The organism is Desulfosporomusa polytropa, assembly GCF_055380075.1.
Genome location: NZ_AP042400.1, coordinates 3,661,268 through 3,678,400, shown reverse-complemented (window position 1 = coordinate 3,678,400; position 17,133 = coordinate 3,661,268). Strand labels below are relative to the sequence as shown.

At 42.5% G+C, this 17,133-nt stretch carries 15 protein-coding genes; 12 read left to right on the top strand and 3 right to left on the bottom strand.

The features are described 5' to 3' along the window. Positions 1-135: 135 nt before the first annotated feature. Together ACZ449_RS18900 and ACZ449_RS18895 are read left to right on the top strand one after the other, a co-directional pair. Complete coding sequence (locus ACZ449_RS18900; RefSeq protein ID WP_464257610.1) at positions 136-825, top strand: class I SAM-dependent methyltransferase; 690 nt, start codon at positions 136-138, stop codon at positions 823-825. A gap of 195 nt (positions 826-1,020) precedes the next feature. Further along, entirely contained in the window at positions 1,021-1,143 is a 123-nt protein-coding gene (locus tag ACZ449_RS18895; protein WP_021169817.1) for a hypothetical protein, read from the top strand. Positions 1,144-1,828: 685 nt separating this feature from the next. On the opposite strand, the gene ACZ449_RS18890 is transcribed toward ACZ449_RS18895, so the two are convergent. The 3 genes from ACZ449_RS18890 to ACZ449_RS18880 form a co-directional block, all read right to left on the bottom strand. Further along, positions 1,829-2,587, bottom strand: a complete 759-nt coding sequence (locus ACZ449_RS18890; RefSeq protein ID WP_464257609.1) for an energy-coupling factor ABC transporter ATP-binding protein — start codon at positions 2,585-2,587, stop codon at positions 1,829-1,831. Continuing rightward, positions 2,587-3,396 carry a cobalt ECF transporter T component CbiQ gene (gene cbiQ, locus ACZ449_RS18885; RefSeq protein WP_464257608.1) on the bottom strand — a complete coding sequence of 270 codons (810 nt, stop codon included), beginning with the start codon at positions 3,394-3,396 and terminating at the stop codon, positions 2,587-2,589. Before cbiQ ends, ACZ449_RS18890 begins: the two co-directional genes overlap by 1 nt. Positions 3,397-3,530: 134 nt before the next feature. After that, a complete protein-coding gene (locus ACZ449_RS18880) occupies positions 3,531-4,571 on the bottom strand; it encodes an energy-coupling factor ABC transporter permease (protein WP_464257607.1) in 1,041 nt (346 codons plus the stop codon). 377 nt (positions 4,572-4,948) lie between these two features. Between ACZ449_RS18880 and ACZ449_RS18875 the strand changes: the two genes are divergently transcribed. The 10 genes from ACZ449_RS18875 to ACZ449_RS18830 all read left to right on the top strand — a co-directional run bounded on the left by ACZ449_RS18875 (position 4,949) and on the right by ACZ449_RS18830 (position 16,947). After that, positions 4,949-5,962 carry an FAD:protein FMN transferase gene (locus ACZ449_RS18875; protein ID WP_464257606.1) on the top strand — a complete coding sequence of 338 codons (1,014 nt, stop codon included), beginning with the start codon at positions 4,949-4,951 and terminating at the stop codon, positions 5,960-5,962. A gap of 17 nt (positions 5,963-5,979) precedes the next feature. After that, positions 5,980-6,636 carry an NUDIX hydrolase gene (locus tag ACZ449_RS18870; RefSeq protein ID WP_464257605.1) on the top strand — a complete coding sequence of 219 codons (657 nt, stop codon included), beginning with the start codon at positions 5,980-5,982 and terminating at the stop codon, positions 6,634-6,636. Next, complete coding sequence (locus ACZ449_RS18865) at positions 6,633-7,892, top strand: sensor histidine kinase (protein WP_464257604.1); 1,260 nt, start codon at positions 6,633-6,635, stop codon at positions 7,890-7,892. The genes ACZ449_RS18870 and ACZ449_RS18865 overlap by 4 nt, the downstream gene beginning before the upstream one ends. A gap of 71 nt (positions 7,893-7,963) precedes the next feature. Beyond that, complete coding sequence (locus tag ACZ449_RS18860) at positions 7,964-8,824, top strand: response regulator (protein ID WP_464257603.1); 861 nt, start codon at positions 7,964-7,966, stop codon at positions 8,822-8,824. A gap of 106 nt (positions 8,825-8,930) precedes the next feature. Next, positions 8,931-9,422 (top strand): molybdopterin-guanine dinucleotide biosynthesis protein B, encoded by a 492-nt coding sequence (gene mobB, locus ACZ449_RS18855; RefSeq protein ID WP_464257602.1) that lies wholly within the window; start codon positions 8,931-8,933, stop codon positions 9,420-9,422. Between the two features lie 243 nt (positions 9,423-9,665). Then, a complete protein-coding gene (locus ACZ449_RS18850) occupies positions 9,666-11,090 on the top strand; it encodes a ThiF family adenylyltransferase (protein ID WP_464257601.1) in 1,425 nt (474 codons plus the stop codon). A gap of 46 nt (positions 11,091-11,136) precedes the next feature. Further along, the gene (locus ACZ449_RS18845; protein WP_464257600.1) at positions 11,137-12,336 is read left to right on the top strand and encodes a tungsten cofactor oxidoreductase radical SAM maturase; all 1,200 of its coding nucleotides are present in this window, start codon (positions 11,137-11,139) and stop codon (positions 12,334-12,336) included. Between the two features lie 417 nt (positions 12,337-12,753). Continuing rightward, positions 12,754-14,493, top strand: a complete 1,740-nt coding sequence (locus ACZ449_RS18840) for an aldehyde ferredoxin oxidoreductase C-terminal domain-containing protein (RefSeq protein WP_464257599.1) — start codon at positions 12,754-12,756, stop codon at positions 14,491-14,493. A gap of 109 nt (positions 14,494-14,602) precedes the next feature. Then, a complete protein-coding gene (locus ACZ449_RS18835; RefSeq protein WP_464257598.1) occupies positions 14,603-14,839 on the top strand; it encodes a MoaD/ThiS family protein in 237 nt (78 codons plus the stop codon). 113 nt (positions 14,840-14,952) lie between these two features. After that, positions 14,953-16,947, top strand: a complete 1,995-nt coding sequence (locus ACZ449_RS18830) for a sigma-54-dependent Fis family transcriptional regulator (protein ID WP_464257597.1) — start codon at positions 14,953-14,955, stop codon at positions 16,945-16,947. Positions 16,948-17,133: the final 186 nt, after the last annotated feature.

The following is a 17,133-nucleotide window of genomic DNA, read 5'->3' as shown; positions in this document are numbered from 1 at the left end:
AAAGTCATTACTCCACTAAGAGTAATTACATTTATACTATATGATTTAGGCTAAGTGAGTGTTACCTATCGATCTAGGTATGAATACTATAAAATGTATAGTTGCCCCAATGTTGATGATGGAGGATGTTTAGTAGTGAAAGATTATTCATTGTATAGTGGCGAGCGCCAAACCGGCGTAACACTTGATGAAATTAGGTATGACCATTTAGCAAGATATATTTTTGCTGGTGAAACAATTAGAAATATTAAAAAGAAAAGTATATCAATTTTAGATGTATTTACAGGGACAGGATATGGTGCTTTTCATTTAGGGAACAGCTTAAAAGGCACAGTGGTTGTTTATGGTATAGACGGTTCTAAAGAGGCAATTGATTTCGCAAATGAGCATTATATTCTACCTAATAATTTTTTTTGCTACAAATTATTTCCGTTTGTTCTTCCTACGCAAGCGTATGATGCGATTACATGCTTTGAATCATTAGAGCACGTAGAGGATGACGATAGTTTACTAGAGGAAATAATTAAAAGTATCAAGCCAAGCGGCTTGTTATTTATATCAACTCCTAATGAAGCAATTCAATCACTTGACAAAAATCCTAACAAATTTCATATCAGGCATTATCTTCATAATCATGCAATAGAGAAAATCACTCAAAAAGGGATGGATTTATTATCATGGTATGGACAAAATGTTTATACATTTGTAGATGGATATACTCAAGGAACACTACTTTCAAATCAAGAGATGGATTTAAAAAAAGATGTAGAAGGGCAATTTAATATTTATCTATTTCAAAAGATATCTAAAAAATTTGCGGGATGAAGAAGAGTTTTTTCTACTGCCGTATGCCAATAAGAGGTAGCGAATCAGTAAGATACACTTGCAGCTTATTTTAAATAAGGATAGGTGAAGCAAAGAAAACAATACAATACAGCAGTAACTAAATAATAGCCACCAGCATAATATACATTGCAATGAACCCCTATATGATAGCTAAGCGGAAGGAGGGAATTTAAAATGGGCTTTGGTTTTGGCGGTTGTGGTGGCCATGGTCGCGGTGGGAGTTCCTGGGTTGTGATCATCATCATAATAATTTTACTGTTATGCTGCTGCGGTGATGACGATAGTTTAAGCTGTTAAGCCTATAGTTAATTAAGTCAATACTTACAAACAAGAGCTGCCACACTAAGTAACTTAGTGCGGCAGCTTTTTCTTTGATAGTGCAATAATATATGTAAGCCTCATCGTGTGACAGGATCCTCTTATAATAGAGCGAAATTAGTAGCAAAATCACGCCAATACCATAGTATATAATATCTCCCCTACTACATAATAAAGGAGGTATATATATGGGTTTTGGTTTTGGTAAAGGTTGTGGTGGTCACGGCAGCAATAGTTGGGTCATAATTATCATTATAATTATCCTATTATTTAGCTGCCTTGATGAAGACAGTTCAACCTGTTGATTTGACAACAAAGCCAGCTCTAAAGAGTACCTGTTCTATTTAGGTATAACATGGAATTGAGTAGTTTTGGTTGTGCCAAAAATTGTCCGCATTTCAGTGGGTGATTTTGGTATTTTAAAGAAAAAGGTTAGTGCATATCTGCCCCAAAATTCAGATTGATTTTTGTATACATAGATGCTATAATAAGCACATGAATAAAGTATACATAGCCGTTCGGTGGCAGAATGAACATCATGTTCGGGGTCTGTCGTTGGCCGTGTCGAGTATACAATATAAAAAAACCTATCATCGAATTTGGGGATATACCGAAATTCGATGATGGGTTTTTTTCATTGTTTGTTCAGCCTTATTAAACAAGTTCACTGTTTTGGCGGATGACAGATAGGGCAACCTTGCATGCGGAAGGGTTTCTCTAAATGTGCTTTATTAAGAAGTTCTTCATCACTAAAGATGTCCAACGTGGGACCGTCAGCAATGACTGTACCAGCGCTTAACACTACTGTGCGGGCGCAGAGGTCTAAAACTAGGTCCAGGTCATGGGTAGCAATAATCTTTGTATGCTCAAAAGTTTTGAGCAGGTTAATAAGCTGACGGCGTGCGGCCGGGTCCAGGCCGGCGGTAGGCTCATCCATGACCAAAATGCAAGGGTCCATAGCCAGGACAGCGGCAATAGCTACCGAACGCTTTTGACCGCCTGATAGCCGATAAGGAGTACGATCCTTAAGATGTAATGCTCCTACTATGGTTAGAGCAGCGGTTACGCGGGCGTCAACTTCTTCGGGAGGAAACCCTAGATTCAGGGGGCCGAAAGCGACATCGTCATAAACTGTCGGCATGAATAGTTGGTCATCGGAATTTTGAAAGACCATACCGACGGCGCGGCGCACATGGGGTAAGGTTTTTTTCGTTACGGGATAACCGCCGATATTGATTGAGCCGCTAGTAGGGAAAAGTACGCCGATCAGATGGGAGAGCAGGGTGGTTTTTCCTGAGCCGTTGGCTCCGACGATAGCAACTGATTCGCCATGAGTGATACGGACAGACAACCCACGCAAAGCTTCTGTTTGATCAGGATAGGTATAGGTTACATCTTTTAGTTCGACAATATGATGGCTCATTAGTAAACCCCCATGAGTAATTTACCTAGTAGTTCTGGAACATCAAAGCAACGGATGAGTACGAAAAAGACTAGCCAAAAGGTAAGATAGCCTATGTCTGATGTGGTAAGCGTACTGGTACGCAGTAGGCGTACTTCGCCGTCAAAGCCGCGGCAAAGCATGGATTGATAAATACGGTTAGCGCGGTCAATGGAACGAATCAAGAGCTGCCCTAGGAGTGAACCCCACGCTCGGAACTGCACCCCCTCGCCATGGAATGAACGCAAGCTGTAGGCGGTCGCAGTACGTACGAATTCCTCAACTAAAACATGCAAATAGCGAAACATAAATAACAGTTGAATAACAATAATTCTGGGTACGCCAATTTTAAGTAACGCCGAGCCAAGGGCATCAACCCCCGTAGTTGCTACTAAAATTAAGGCAGTAGTAATTGTCAGGCATAGCCTGATGGTGATGGAAAAAAAGGAAACCCAGCCGCCGGTAATAACGATAGAACCAATTTTCGTGATTGGCGTATGATCGAAAAACGGATTAAATATGCCGATAAACAAGACAAAGGGTGCTACCAGCAGCAAGCGTTTAAGGATGGGGGCAGCAGGAAGATTGCCTAAGGAAAGCAAGACTACCGGAAAGAGAAAAAAAGGAAAGAGTCCGGTAATTTCATATTTGGAGAAAGATGTAACGGCAATAATAAAACTAAGGGCAGCAATCAGCTTGACGCAAGGGTTGAGGCGGTGAATAAAAGTGTTTTGGTTGGCAAGCGCATCAAGATAGCGTAAGTCGATCCAGTTAGCTTCAATTTTTAGCATAAATCAACCTCTTTTACAAGCTATATTCCATATTAAAGAAGTTTTGCAGGCTCAGGCAGGTAATGTATTGCTAACACACCACCCGCTTGCCTGCAAAGATTTAACGTGCTATATACAAAGCAAATCCATTTAAATTATTCTTTAGCGAAACGCCGCAAGCCTTTACCAATTGAGTAGGCAAGGGCTAATGTCAACAGCGATCCTAAGATACCTGCAATGGAAGTGCCGCTGTCAACAGCTGGCCAAGCTGCTGCTTCTTCAGCTGCTTTAGCTTCGGCGACTGCTGGTTGTTCTGATTGTTTCAAGTTATAGTCAGGCAAAAATGCGGTTTTCTCTTGTAATTCGGCAAAGAAGCTATGAATTCCTTCCGGAGCTTTTAATTCATCTTCACCGGTAACTCCCGCAATAGACCATTCAAGGCCATCCGGGTTGGCAGAAGCAAACCAGCTTAGAGCACCGCCAGTAAGCATGGCGGCAATAAGCAGAGTAACTAATACGCCTTTGATAGAAATAGTACCCAAGGGTTGCCCCTTAGCTGCTTTCTGCAAGATTTCAGGGGATTCTTTCATAATAAACATCACGATAGCGGCAGTAATCAGTCCCTCGACAAGACCGATTGCCAGGTGAATAGGCTGCATTAAGAGCACAAAGGTGCTAAAGGGCAGCTCGGAAATTCCTGAAAATAGGGTTTCCAGGACAACGCCAAAAGCCCCTAGCTGCAAGCCAATTACGGCAGCTAATACTGAGCCGAGGAATAGGCGTCCCTGTGAAGGGTTATTGCCAGTTAGTGGTTTATAAATAAGTGGGTAGCCAATGAAGCAGGCTAAAAAGCCCATGTTGAAAATGTTACAGCCAAGAGCTAAAATGCCGCCGTCGGCAAAAAATAAGGCCTGAATAGTTAAGATTGAGGTAATTGTTAGAAAGGCGGCCTGCGGTCCCAGTAAGATGGCAAGCAAGAGCCCGCCGCCTATGTGACCACTGGACCCTGTGCCAGGGATAGTGAAATTAATCATTTGGGCGGCGAAGACAAAGGCTCCCAATACTCCCATCAGCGGGATTTTGCGATCATCAAGGTCGTTTTGAACTTTTTTGGCGGCGTAAGCGGCTACGCCAGCGGTTGCTGCCCACATAACCCCGCCAACGGCTGGGGAGATAAGTGCGTCTGCCATATGCATGATTTAATCACTCCTATTAATTTAGTTAATAAGTAAGGGGGACTGGTTGGTACAAAAAAAGACTACTAAGAAACCCTGGTCATTTGCTGCCAGGAAGAGACTTTCGTAGCCTTACTCAACGGTATCAAATTGTTTGGAGAAAATAGTTCACCGGTTCTTCAGAACCTAGGCATCTTCATGACACACTATCTTGTGAATATTTTCATCTACATAGGTTATTCGCTATAGGTCGAATTATTCCTGCTGAGTAGTCAATTTTTTTTTGAATTTTTACATTACGTTTATGGTAATATACTCCCTGCTGCTGGATTCAATGGTATAATAAATAATAGAAAAACGGTAAGCTACTATATTGTGTCCGGAGGCTAGCATAATTTATGAATATTTTAAGTCGTGTAGTTACAAGTGGTTTGTTGATTTTTCTGCTTGTTGTTGGTGCAGGCTGCTCAACCAGGAGTCTATTTACTGACAAACCGTACAAAGAAACTCAGTTTCTTATGGATACGATTATTGAGATAACGGCATACGGTAATGGCAATGAGGCGGGTGTTAAGGCGGCCTTTGCCGAGTTTAAACGGATTAATGAGTTGACAAACCGGTTTGATGAAAGCAGCCAAGTGTCGAAGATCAACCAGGCTGCAGGTCAAGAAAAGGTGCAGGTTGATCCTGATGTCATCATAATGCTAAAGCTGGCGCGCAGCCGGTCTGAGCAGTTAAACGGTGCGCTTGATGTAAGTGTAGGGGCGCTTACGGAATTATGGAGTGTGGGCCATAAAGGGGAATTTGTGCCCAGCGATGCCGAGATTAAAGCGCTCTTACCGTTAGTCAACTTTCAGCTAATTGAGATTGATGATAAGGCTAATACTGTGTTTTTGCCAAAAGCTGGTATGCGAATTGATCTTGGGGCAATAGCGAAGGGGTATGCTGATCGGAAGGCTATTGACGCTCTCAAAGCCCACGGGATTAAGTCGGCATTGGTAAACGCTGGCGGCGATGTGCGGATTATTGGCAAGCGTCCGGACGGGCAGCCCTGGCGTATTGGTGTACAAGACCCGCGTGATTCTGAGGGGATTGCAGCCAAGATAGCGCTGGCTGACTGGGATGTACTGGAAACATCAGGCGACTATCAACGATTTTTTATTAAAGATGATGTACGGTATTCGCATATCATTGACCCGCGTACTGGCTATCAGCCAAGGGAAATTGCCAGTGTCACCATTGTAGCTAAAGCAGATAGCAATGTGGATATACTAAGTACAGCCATGTTTGTGTTGGGGGTTGAAAAAGGGCAACAACTGCTTAAACAGTATCCAGGGACGGAGGCGATTTTTATCACAACTGATGGAAAAAAGATAATTACACCCGGCTTAGAAGGGAAAATCGAACTTTAAATATAAGAGGTGGAGCCATGGATACTCATACTGTGAGAAGGGCCTTGGCCGGTGCGTTACCCAGTCACTCAGGCAAAATTGCCAATGCAGAGGATTATTTGCAAGCAGCTGTTACTATACCGCTTATTGAGATAGCAGGACAACCTGCGGTTTTATTTGAGGTGCGTTCAGGAAAGCTAAACTGGCAGCCTGGCGAGATTTGTTTTCCCGGTGGCCGCATCGAAAGCCGGGACAGCAGTCCGCTTGAAGCCGCTATACGGGAGACTGTCGAAGAACTTGGGGTAAAAAAGGACGATATTGCGGCCTTGGGAGCATTGGATTTACTAGTTAGTCCGATCGGCGTTATTCTTTATCCTTATGCGGTACACATTGCAACTGACGCAGTGGTGGTGCCCAATACGGATGAAGTAGCCGAGGTTTTTACTGTGCCGCTGGATTTTTTGCTTGCAGCTAAACCGCAGACTGCATATATGGAAACCGCTACCAGGCCTCTGACAGGCTTCCCATTCGAACTGCTGCCGGCCGAGTATCCTCAAGGCTACCGGGGACGTGCTAAATACCCAGTCCTTTTCTACCAATATAACCACTATGTCATTTGGGGAGTAACAGCAAGAGTGTTGACAGCTTTTATTGGTATTTGCCAAAATAGAATGAGCGGGTATCCTTTGTTATGACAATTAATGTTGCGTTGTTGGTAAGCATAACAAATATGCTGTTTACCTACCCGTTTGACGGTAATTTCCGCTTTACACTAAGTGTAGTTGTATTAGCCACACTGCTACTATATTTTAAGCAATTACCCATTGTTCGGGTCGCGGTTTTATCAGGTGCGCTGGTTCTCTTGCTGCGTACAGCTATTAAATATCCGTTTGATGATGAGCTGCTGGTTAGTGCTTTTATGAATAACCTGGCGTCCTTTTGGTATTATGTGGTATATGGCCTGTTGTTTAGGCTTTTTAAGATACGTGATCGCACTGATAACATTCCGGCGCTTATTTTACTATTATGCCTTTGCGATATTGCCAGTAATTGCGTGGAACTTGTTATCCGCTGGGAACTGGTTGGCCGAAGTCTGGAGACTATTTTATCACATATAGTAGCAGTAGGGGTTTGTCGTGCACTATTAGCTGTAGTTGGTTATTATTCACTAAAGCGCTATCGCAACTTTGTGTTGGCTGAAGACTATGCGACTCGCTATGCTGATTTAATCTTAATTATTGCTAAGCTTAGGTCTGAATTATTTTACCTGAAAAAATCATCAGCCGATATTGAGTTAGTTATGGAAAAAAGCTATACGCTGTCGCAAACTATGAATAAGGCTTGTCCTGGCGAGTTAGCGCAGCTTAATTCCCCTGCCGCTCGGGCGCTTGAGATTGCCCGTGAAATTCATGAGGTCAAAAAGGACTATTATCGCGTAACCAGAGGAATTGAAGAGATTTTGGATGTAGCGGTAAGCGACGAGGGGTTGCCACTCTCGGAATTTTTTCAGATTGTTGAGCAAAATACGAGAAGATATATCAATAGTTTGGACAAGCCAGTTACCATTACCTTTACGTATAACGGCGAATTAATTACCGACAAGTATTACAATATTGTTTCCATCTTGAACAATCTGATTATTAATGCCATTGAGGCTGCGTTGCCTACTGGTGTTATTACGGTAACAGGGCAATGCAGTGATGGTAAATTGGCACTGGTTGTTGCCGATAATGGTCCAGGCATTGCTCCCGAAGAAACCGAGCTCATATTTGCTCCTGGGTATTCTACCAAGTTTTCGGAAGTAACTGGGCAAATGTCGACAGGACTGGGGCTTAGTCATGTTAAGAACATAACAGAATCATTAGGTGGTGAAATACAACTAACATCAAAACCAGGAAAAACAGTGTTTACTGTTTTGCTGCCGCTTGCCAATTTATATAGATTGCGGTAACCTGACAGATATACGATTCGGGGGCGTAAGGCCTTTGGCTAGCTAGCAAGATAGTGGATGGGGGTGGATAAATGCGGTTCGTTATTATTGAAGATGATGTAAGTATTCGAAAAATCACCAGCAATATTCTTAAAAAATATGACTTAGGAACCATTGTGGCTGAATGTGGCGATGGGCTTAAGGGCGAGGATATCATTGCGGAGTATGCCCCAGATGTGGCATTGGTTGATTTGTTGTTGCCAGGGCAGGATGGGGTAGAATTAATTAGAAAGCTCAAGGAAAGAGGCGTGGAAACCTCGTTTATTATGATTTCTGAAAGCACTAGTCAGCCTATGATTACTAAAGCGTACGAGACAGGAATTGATTTTTATATTCATAAGCCTATTAATGTTTTGGAGATTACATCGGTAATCCGCAAGGTGGAAGAAAGCAGGCGGCTGCGGGCAGTTATGTCACTGATTTCGCAAACAACGGCTCGTTATGTCAGCTCTGATACCAGGCCGGCCGAGCAGGATGACAATGCGAAACGGAACCGGATTAATCGAATATTTTCTGAGTTGGGTATCATTAGTGAAGCTGGGGCAAAAAATATTCACCAGTTAGCGCAATTGGTAGAGGTTCGTTTGAGCGGTGAACAGGATCAGACATATCAGCTGCATGACCTATATCAGGAACTGTCAGAAGCCATTGAGCAGGATGTTAAAACGATTGAACAGCGCGTTCGGAGAGCCATTGCTAAAGCCATGCAGAATGTGGCTAATATGGGGATTGAGGATTATCACGATGATAAATTTGAGATGTACAGCGGCGCATTGTTCGATTTTAAGGAAATCAGGAACGAGATGGCTTCTATCCAAGGGAAAAGTTCTTATCATGGTAAAGTTAACATCAAAAAATTTATTGAAGGTTTATTGTTTTTAGCAGCTGAGTGAAGACCACAAAAAATCTTCATTTCGTAATAGACTCTTTCTTTGTTTCAGTTTATAATATGAGTAGTTTATAATAGAAAATTTAAATAATTTAAGCGAGGAACTATGTATGATACCAGTAATTTCCCTTGTAGGTAAGTCGGGTTGTGGTAAGACCACATATCTAGAAAAATTAATCAGTGAAATGAAACGTCGTGGTTTTAAAGTTGCCACTATTAAGCATGATGTGCATGGTTTTGATATTGATAAACCAGGCAAAGATACTTGGCGTCATGCTCAGGCCGGGTCTGATATCGTTTGTATTTCATCTCCACAAAAAATGGCGATGATTAAAAAGGTCGAACAGGAACTTTTGCTTGACGAAGTGATTGGTTATATTGACGGCGTCGATATTATTTTTACTGAAGGCTATAAACGTGAGAGTAAACGGAAAATTGAGGTTTTCCGTCAGGCCGCTTCAGAGACTCCGCTCTGTAGTAGGGAAGAACTGCTGGCTATGGCTACAGATGTTAAAGTATATGAGGATGTGCCAAATTTTAGTTTAGAAGATGCATCAGACATGGCTGAGTTTTTGGCTGCCAATGTTATTAATCAAAAATAAAGTAACATAGCCTAATTATATATATTACAAAGAGTTCCGAGTTACTATCGCCAGACAGGTGATGGTAAACGTGGGTGCGAGAAGGAATTTTCGTGCCAGCCATTGTGCAAAGGAAGTCCGGTAACACGGGCTTCTTTTGTTTATTCAGATATATATTCCGTAGTAAAGAAGTTTGCCAACACACCACCTACCTGCAAAAGTATTTAACACGTTGTATATAGAAGGAGAAGGAGGGCAATTTTTGTGATACTTGAGCGAGAGCAGATAAATAGATATTTAAGGCATATCCTAATACCTGAAATAAGCGGGCCGGGTCAGAAAAAACTATTGGGGTTGTCAGTTTTTGTTTGCGGGAAAAATGTAAGCGACACTGCCGCTGCTATATACTATCTTGCAGCAGCCGGCGTAGGTCATATAAGCTGTCAGTTCGATGACTCCACAGGGAGCGATAAGCTCTTAGCCAGTATCCATGATTTAAACGATGATGTCTCTATCGGACTATCAGACGGTAGTAACAGCGACTTTCGGATTTTTTTAGGAAGACCGGAGTTTATTATCAAGAAACAGGAGCTGATTTATACCAATTTTGTACCTTCTGTAATATCCCTTTATCAAGGCTGGCAGGGAGGCCTGCAAATTAGCCAAGATAGTGATTGTTTGCAGGCATTCTTATCCAAGCTATTAACTGCCCAGCAAATATCAGGCAATGAGGTTCCAGATAATACTAGGAATGGGGAGCTATTATCGAACTGCCTTTCAGGTGCGCTATGCGCAATGGAAGTTATAAAACTCGCACTTGGTATCGGCACAGCAGTAGCTGATTTTTTATACTTTAATCTACTATCTATGGAATTTTTAAAAGCTGATGGAGCGGAACTTAACCATAAGTTAACTGAGCTATGTACCCTACAGCCGGAAGATTGTCGTGCGACACCATTGGAAGATCGCAAAGTGTTGATTGTGGGGACAGGCGGCTTGGGATCTCCTGCCGCGTATGCGCTTGCATTAGCAGGTGTCGGCACAATCGGTCTGGTCGATTATGATACTGTTGAAATAAGTAATCTTAATCGCCAAATACTCCATTCTAGGTCAAGGATTGGAATGCCAAAGGTGGAATCTGCCGCAGTATTTTTAAAAAGCATAAATCCGGGTCTTACTATAAATCGCTATAACATCAGTCTAAGTAAGGAAAATGTTCTTAATATTATCGCAGGTTATGATGTCGTAATCGACGCAGTGGACAATTTCCCAACCCGTTTTTTATTAAACGACGCCTGCTTTTTTGCAGGAAAACCGATGATCGATGCAGGGGTAATCAGATTCGACGGTACTTTCAGGACAATTTTACCCCAAAAAGGTCCTTGTTATCGTTGTACACTTCCTGATATTCCGGCTCCAGACAGTATACCGTCCTGTGCTGAATCAGGCGTGCTTGGTCCGGTACCGGGAATAATGGGCTTTATCCAGTCAGCAGAGGCTGTAAAGTTCTTAGCAGGTCAAGGAAATCTTGTAAACGATCGAATGATTTTTTTTGATGGACTGTTTTCTGACTTTTGCACCATAAAATTGAGCAGGAACGCTTCCTGTCCGTTATGCGGTACAGACCCTACTATCCATGAGCTCCAGGAATATGAATTTATATGCCCAGATGTTGCAGAGGACAATTGAAAATTTCTATGATAATAGTAGGACACTGAATCATTGGGGGTATGGTATGAAAAAAACACTGGAAGATCAGGGAATTAGAAATGTTGCTGAGGGAGAGCGGGTTCGGATTGCTAAGGATGGTTGTTTGAAGTTACCTATATCCCTGGAAGCAGACCAAGAGGTCCTATTCATTCAAACCGAAGGGGGCTATCGACTAATCCCGCTGCTACCGGATATAAAACGAGTATATATTGAGGTCACTACGAAATGTAATTTTTCCTGCATAACTTGTATTCGCAGTTCCTGGCAAGATGATTTGGCGCACATGGAGTGGGAGACCTTCGAAAACATAGTGAAAAATCTCAAGGAATTGCCTAAACTGGAGTCAGTTCACTTTGGCGGTTTTGGTGAGCCGTTACTGCATCCAAGAATTTTTGACATGGTGAGGGCGGTGAAGGAACTTGGCCTCAAGGTAGAAATGATAACCAATGGTTCTTTTTTACAGGAAGAAACGATTCAAAAACTGATCGATATAGAATTGGATATTCTGTTTACTTCCTTAGATAGCCCTGAGGCCGAAGAGTATAACCAAATCCGGCCAGGAGGCGATTTTCAGGACGTTTTTCATAATGTAAAAAATCTGCAGGCTATGAAGCAGCTGCAAAAGACCAAAAAGCCGGAACTCGGAATAGAATTTGTGGCTATGAAAAAGAATTATGCCAGGCTGCCTAAATTGATCCAGATGGCCTGGGAGCTAAATGCCAGCAAGGTAATCGTGTCTAACTTACTACCTTATCATGAATCCATGAAGGATGAAATAGTTTACGATATTGATGATACTGGGTGTCTGTTTGGTCATGAATCGTTGCTGACCTCTATCCGCGCTCATATGTCGAATATGAAATTGAGGACAGAACGTAATTGTAAGTTTGTAAAAGATAAATCGGTGTGCATAAACCATAAAGGCAATGTCAGTCCCTGCTATGCCCTTATGCATACCTATCAGTGTTATATCTATGGAAGAAAAAAACAAATGTATCCATATTATTTAGGTAATGTCAATGAAAAACAGCTGCAAGCCATATGGATGGACTTCGGGTACGTCAATTTCAGGAAGACTGTCGATGAAAATCACTTTCCTTCCTGTACGGACTGCAAGTTTCTGGACGGTTGTAATTATACAGATAGTAACGAAATGGATTGCTGGGCTAACAGTCCTTCGTGTTCCGATTGCCTCTGGGCGAGGCAAATTGTTGCTTGTCCCTAACAAGTCGGAAAATAAATAATTAAAAAATTATAAAAATTATAAAAAGTTGCAGGAATATAAAAATATACAGCGAATATAAATTACTAAAGAGTTCCGAGTTACTATTACCAGCTAGGTGATGGTAAACGTGGGTACGAGGAGGAATCTTCGTGCCAGCCATTGTGCAAAGGAAGTCCGTTAACACGGGCTTCCTTTGTTTATTCATCTATCTTATAGGTGTGGTTACTATGTGATGGGAGTTAGTAATCAGAAAATCGAATAATGGCTTCCGATTTATTATTATCCCATCGGGATATAATAAACATTAGGTGCGATAAGTAATTATCACGCCCGCCAATGCGCAAAGGAAGAGGTACTAAATTTTTTTTAGCGCCTCTTTTTTTATATTTAAAAATAAATTAATTAGGAGGGTTTTTCATGAATAATTTTATCCGTGTAAACATGACCACCAAGGAAGTTACAACAAATGAGGCCCCGGCGAAGTATGCAGCTCTCGCAGGTCGTGCGCTTACTTCAAACTTTGTTAACGACGAAGTTAAGCCAACATGCCATGCCCTGGGAAAAAACAACAAGCTGATCTTTGCTCCAGGTCTTCTTAGCGGCACTAATGCTGCCCAATCAGGTCGGCTCTCCGTAGGTGCCAAGAGCCCGTTGACTGGTACCATCAAGGAAAGTAACACAGGTGGAACTTTCTCCCAGAAGATGGCTAAAATGGGTATTAAAGCGCTTGTTATCGAAGGAATGCCTGCAGAGGACAAATTCTATATCGTTAAAATTGACATGAGTGGTGTAACCATCGAGGAGTCACCGGCCGAAATCCTCGGCGGTTGTGGTAACTACGAAGCGATTAAAGTCTTAACTGCAAAATATGGTGCCAAAGTTGGTATCGCGCTGGCAGGCCCGGCTGGCGAATATCGACTGCCTACCGCTAATATTTCTTTTAAAGATCCAGAAGGCAACATCCGTAGTGCTGGCCGTGGCGGTCTAGGTGCAGTACTAGGTTCAAAAAAGGTAAAAGCCCTTGTAATTGATGATGCCGGCGCACCAGGAGTTACTATCGCGAAACCTGAAGAATTCAAGGCAGCAGCCAGAGTATTTGCCAAGGCTCTGACGACTCATCCGGTTACTGGTCAAGCATTGCCGGCGTATGGTACAGACGTACTGATTAACATCCTAAATGAAGCTGGTGGTTTGCCTGCTAAGAACTTTACCACTGGTCGTATCGACTGGAATGACAAAATCTCCGGTGAAACCATGAATGCCACAATCAGTGAACGTGGCGGTGAAGGCAAAGTCTCCCATGGTTGCCACACTGGCTGTATCATTCGTTGTTCCCAGTGGTATCCAGATAAGAACGGCAAATACGTTACAAGCGGTTTTGAGTATGAGACCGTATGGGCCCTTGGTGCTGGCGCTGGTATTCAAGATCTCGACGACATCGCTTATATTGACCGTGCGATGGATGATGTTGGCGTAGATGCTATTGATGTTTCTGTTGCTGTAGCGACTGCGATCGAAGGTGGTTTGTTGCCGTGGGGTGATGGCAAGGCTGCTTTGGATGCTATCAAACAAATCGCCACACCTACTCCACTTGGCCGGATAATTGGCGGCGGTACAGCCATTGTCGGTAAGGTTTGCGGTCTATACCGTACTCCTGTTGTTAAAGATCAGGCTATCCCGGCCTATGATCCGCGTTCTGTTAAAGGTATCGGCCTGACCTATGCCACTACTCCGATGGGAGCCGACCATACGTCTGGTTACTGTATTGCTACCAACATCCTGAAAATTGGCGGTTATGTTGATCCGCTTAAGAAGGAAGGTCAAATAGAACTCTCACGTAACCTGCAGATTGCTACTGCTGCTGTTGACAGTACAGGTATGTGTCTCTTCATTGCCTTCGCTATCTTAGATATTCCGGAAGGCTTCAACGCCCTGGTTGATATGATCAATGCCCGCTACGGTCTGTCGCTGACTGCTGACGACGTAACTGCCCTCGGAAAATCAATTCTTAAAGTAGAGAGAGCCTTTAATGCAGCAGCTGGTTTTACTAACGCGCATGACCGTTTGCCTGAATTCTTTGAATATGAGCCATGCCCGCCGCATAATGCTGTTTGGGACTTCACGCCTGAAGAAATCGACGAAGTCTACAATTTCTAACAACTAAAAAAAGCCGGGCTTATGCCCGGCTTTTTAATACTACGATGATCACTTTGATAAGTCAGCATTACACTGCTTCACTTTTGAAAATAGTTATAGGAGGATTTGTATGGTAGTGGAAGTGCGTTTGTATGCTACATTGAGGCGTTATACGCCATCAACTCCGAATGGCGTAATAACAGTAGATGTGCCTGATGGAATTACGGTGCTTGATTTAGTGAAAAAAATTGAAATTGATCCGGCAGAAATTCACTTGATTATGATAAATGGTATTGGGTGTGAGTTTGAGAAGATAGTAAAGAGTGGTGACAGGGTTGGTTTGTTTCCACCAGTTGGTGGTGGTTAGCCGTTGGGTGGTATCGCTGGTGATATTGTATTTTTTACAGATGGTGTGTTGGTGATTATTGCAGCAGTGTAGATAGCATAAACAGAATGACTAGCAAGAAAGGGGTGGGTTGTATGACGATTGTTGCTTTGCCCATGATGGACCCTGTGTATGTGGAATGGAAAAAATTTTTACAGACAGGTAATCCCTATACGTGCAAAGCTCGTCAACAGATTATTGAGTCGTGGGACAGGTGCTATCATGGGGGGGTAGATCCTTATAATGATCAAATTCACCACCAGTTAGATGATTTGAATCTGCATAAGGTTTTGAAAGAAAAGGAAAAACTTATTCAGATAGCAAAACCCTTTATGTCTAAGCTTGATAAATTTTTTAAAGGTTCTGGCTTTATAATTGTATTAACTGACGAAAATGGCTGTATTCTTGAAATGTTATGCGATGAGGATAGTAGGCAAAGTCCAATGACTAGATGCTTTTATCCGGGCGTTAGCTGGCGGGAAGAAGATGTAGGGACTAATGCCATCGGTACAGTAATCAAATTGGGCGAACCACTTCAGGTATCAGGTGCGGAGCATTATTGCAAAAAAATTCATTCTTTTGCCTGCTCGGCAGCGTCGATTTATGATTCAAATGGACGGATTGTTGGTGTTTTAGATATATCATACGCGTCCCATGCGTCCCATTTGCATACTCTCGGAATTGTAGCAGTTATTGCTGAAGCTATTACTGCGCAGTTAAGTATTTGGCAAAAAAATTGTGAATTGGTTTTGCTTAATAAAAGAGTGACCAATTTTTTTAATACCGTTTCCGATGGCGTGCTGGTAGTTGATAACAATGAGGTTGTAATCGAAATAAATCCTGCAGGCAAGGCTATGCTCGGAAAATCGGAGCAACATATTTTAGGAATAGAACTTAAGCGCTTATTTGACAGTAGATCAGGGGAGCTGCTAACTGCTAGTAAAAGTTATCACGATGTCGAAATAATAGTGGATATCCAGGGGAGCGGATGGCAGTGTGTAGCTTCTCGGGAGCCGATAGTTAATGAGCAAGACGTGGTAACTGGCGGCATTGTTTTCCTCAGATCGCTCAAACAAGTGAAAAATATTGTGAATCGTTTTATTGGCAACTCTGCCATATTGCAGTTCAACGATGTAGTTGGGAAAAGTGTTCAAATCTGCGAAGCTATCCATGTTGCAACACGGGCTGCGGCCACTACATCAAATGTTTTGCTGACTGGTGAAAGTGGTACAGGTAAAGAAATATTTGCCCAAGCCATTCACAATCGAAGTGCCAACCATAATGGACCATTTGTGGCTGTCAATTGCGGGGCCATTCCACGGGAACTGATTGGCAGTGAGTTATTTGGCTATGATGAAGGGGCTTTTACAGGAGCGAAACGAGGCGGTAAACCGGGGAAGTTCGAACTAGCGTCTGGTGGAACTCTTTTTTTGGATGAAATCGGGGACATGCCGCTCGAACAGCAAATCGCCTTACTTAGAGTGATACAAGAAAGAAAAGTGACGCGAATTAGCAGCGATAAGATGATCCCGATTAATATTCGTTTGATTTGTGCTACCAACAAAAATCTGCTGGAAGAAGTAGCAAAAGGAACCTTTCGCCTTGATCTTTATTATCGATTAAATGTGCTGTCAATCATTATTCCGCCGTTGCGGGAGCGGCGTGAAGACATACAACCGCTTTTTGAACATTTTTTAGAAAAGTTGAGCCGCGAACAAGGTTGCAACTATTCTGTGGAATTCGAGGTCATTGCTTATTTAAACAGATATTACTGGCCAGGTAATGTTCGAGAACTACAAAACGTGATTGAACACGCGGCCTGTTTAGCTGAAAATGGGGTTATTACTGTGAGGCATTTACCTGAAGCGGTTTATGCACCATCTTCACTCAGGGAACAAGCAGCCCCACAACCAGATGACACTATTCTTAGCAGGGAACAGCGGCAGCAGATAGCGGGATTTACGGAGAAAGATAAGATAATTAGTAAGCTCAACGCATTTGCCGGCAATGTTAGCCGCGCAGCTAAGGAATTGGGGATATCTCGAAATACTTTATATAATAAGATGCGTTTGTATGCTATAAAAAACTAGTTACAGCTTCTTCTGCTAAGTTCATTTAATATAGGAGTTGGTGAGGGGCTGCTAAGTGGTCTAAAGTAAGTGTTCTATAGAGTGCGCAAATTGTGTAAATTTATTGCGCAATTTATGCACTCTCCAGGTAACACTATGGTGCAGTTGTGTGGCGGTCTGGTTAGTCTATTAAATTAATTCCTAATC

What these genes read in the sequence shown, in the direction of transcription:
- mobB (WP_464257602.1), top strand. Translation starts at nt 8,931, where the DNA reads ATGATACCAGTAATTTCCCTTGTAGGTAAGTCGGGTTGTGGTAAGACC.
- ACZ449_RS18875 (WP_464257606.1), top strand. Translation starts at nt 4,949, where the DNA reads ATGAATATTTTAAGTCGTGTAGTTACAAGTGGTTTGTTGATTTTTCTG.
- ACZ449_RS18835 (WP_464257598.1), top strand. Translation starts at nt 14,603, where the DNA reads ATGGTAGTGGAAGTGCGTTTGTATGCTACATTGAGGCGTTATACGCCA.
- cbiQ (WP_464257608.1), bottom strand. Translation starts at nt 3,396, where the DNA reads ATGCTAAAAATTGAAGCTAACTGGATCGACTTACGCTATCTTGATGCG.
- ACZ449_RS18895 (WP_021169817.1), top strand. Translation starts at nt 1,021, where the DNA reads ATGGGCTTTGGTTTTGGCGGTTGTGGTGGCCATGGTCGCGGTGGGAGT.
- ACZ449_RS18840 (WP_464257599.1), top strand. Translation starts at nt 12,754, where the DNA reads ATGAATAATTTTATCCGTGTAAACATGACCACCAAGGAAGTTACAACA.
- ACZ449_RS18830 (WP_464257597.1), top strand. Translation starts at nt 14,953, where the DNA reads ATGACGATTGTTGCTTTGCCCATGATGGACCCTGTGTATGTGGAATGG.
- ACZ449_RS18860 (WP_464257603.1), top strand. Translation starts at nt 7,964, where the DNA reads ATGCGGTTCGTTATTATTGAAGATGATGTAAGTATTCGAAAAATCACC.
- ACZ449_RS18845 (WP_464257600.1), top strand. Translation starts at nt 11,137, where the DNA reads ATGAAAAAAACACTGGAAGATCAGGGAATTAGAAATGTTGCTGAGGGA.
- ACZ449_RS18880 (WP_464257607.1), bottom strand. Translation starts at nt 4,571, where the DNA reads ATGCATATGGCAGACGCACTTATCTCCCCAGCCGTTGGCGGGGTTATG.
- ACZ449_RS18870 (WP_464257605.1), top strand. Translation starts at nt 5,980, where the DNA reads ATGGATACTCATACTGTGAGAAGGGCCTTGGCCGGTGCGTTACCCAGT.
- ACZ449_RS18890 (WP_464257609.1), bottom strand. Translation starts at nt 2,587, where the DNA reads ATGAGCCATCATATTGTCGAACTAAAAGATGTAACCTATACCTATCCT.
- ACZ449_RS18865 (WP_464257604.1), top strand. Translation starts at nt 6,633, where the DNA reads ATGACAATTAATGTTGCGTTGTTGGTAAGCATAACAAATATGCTGTTT.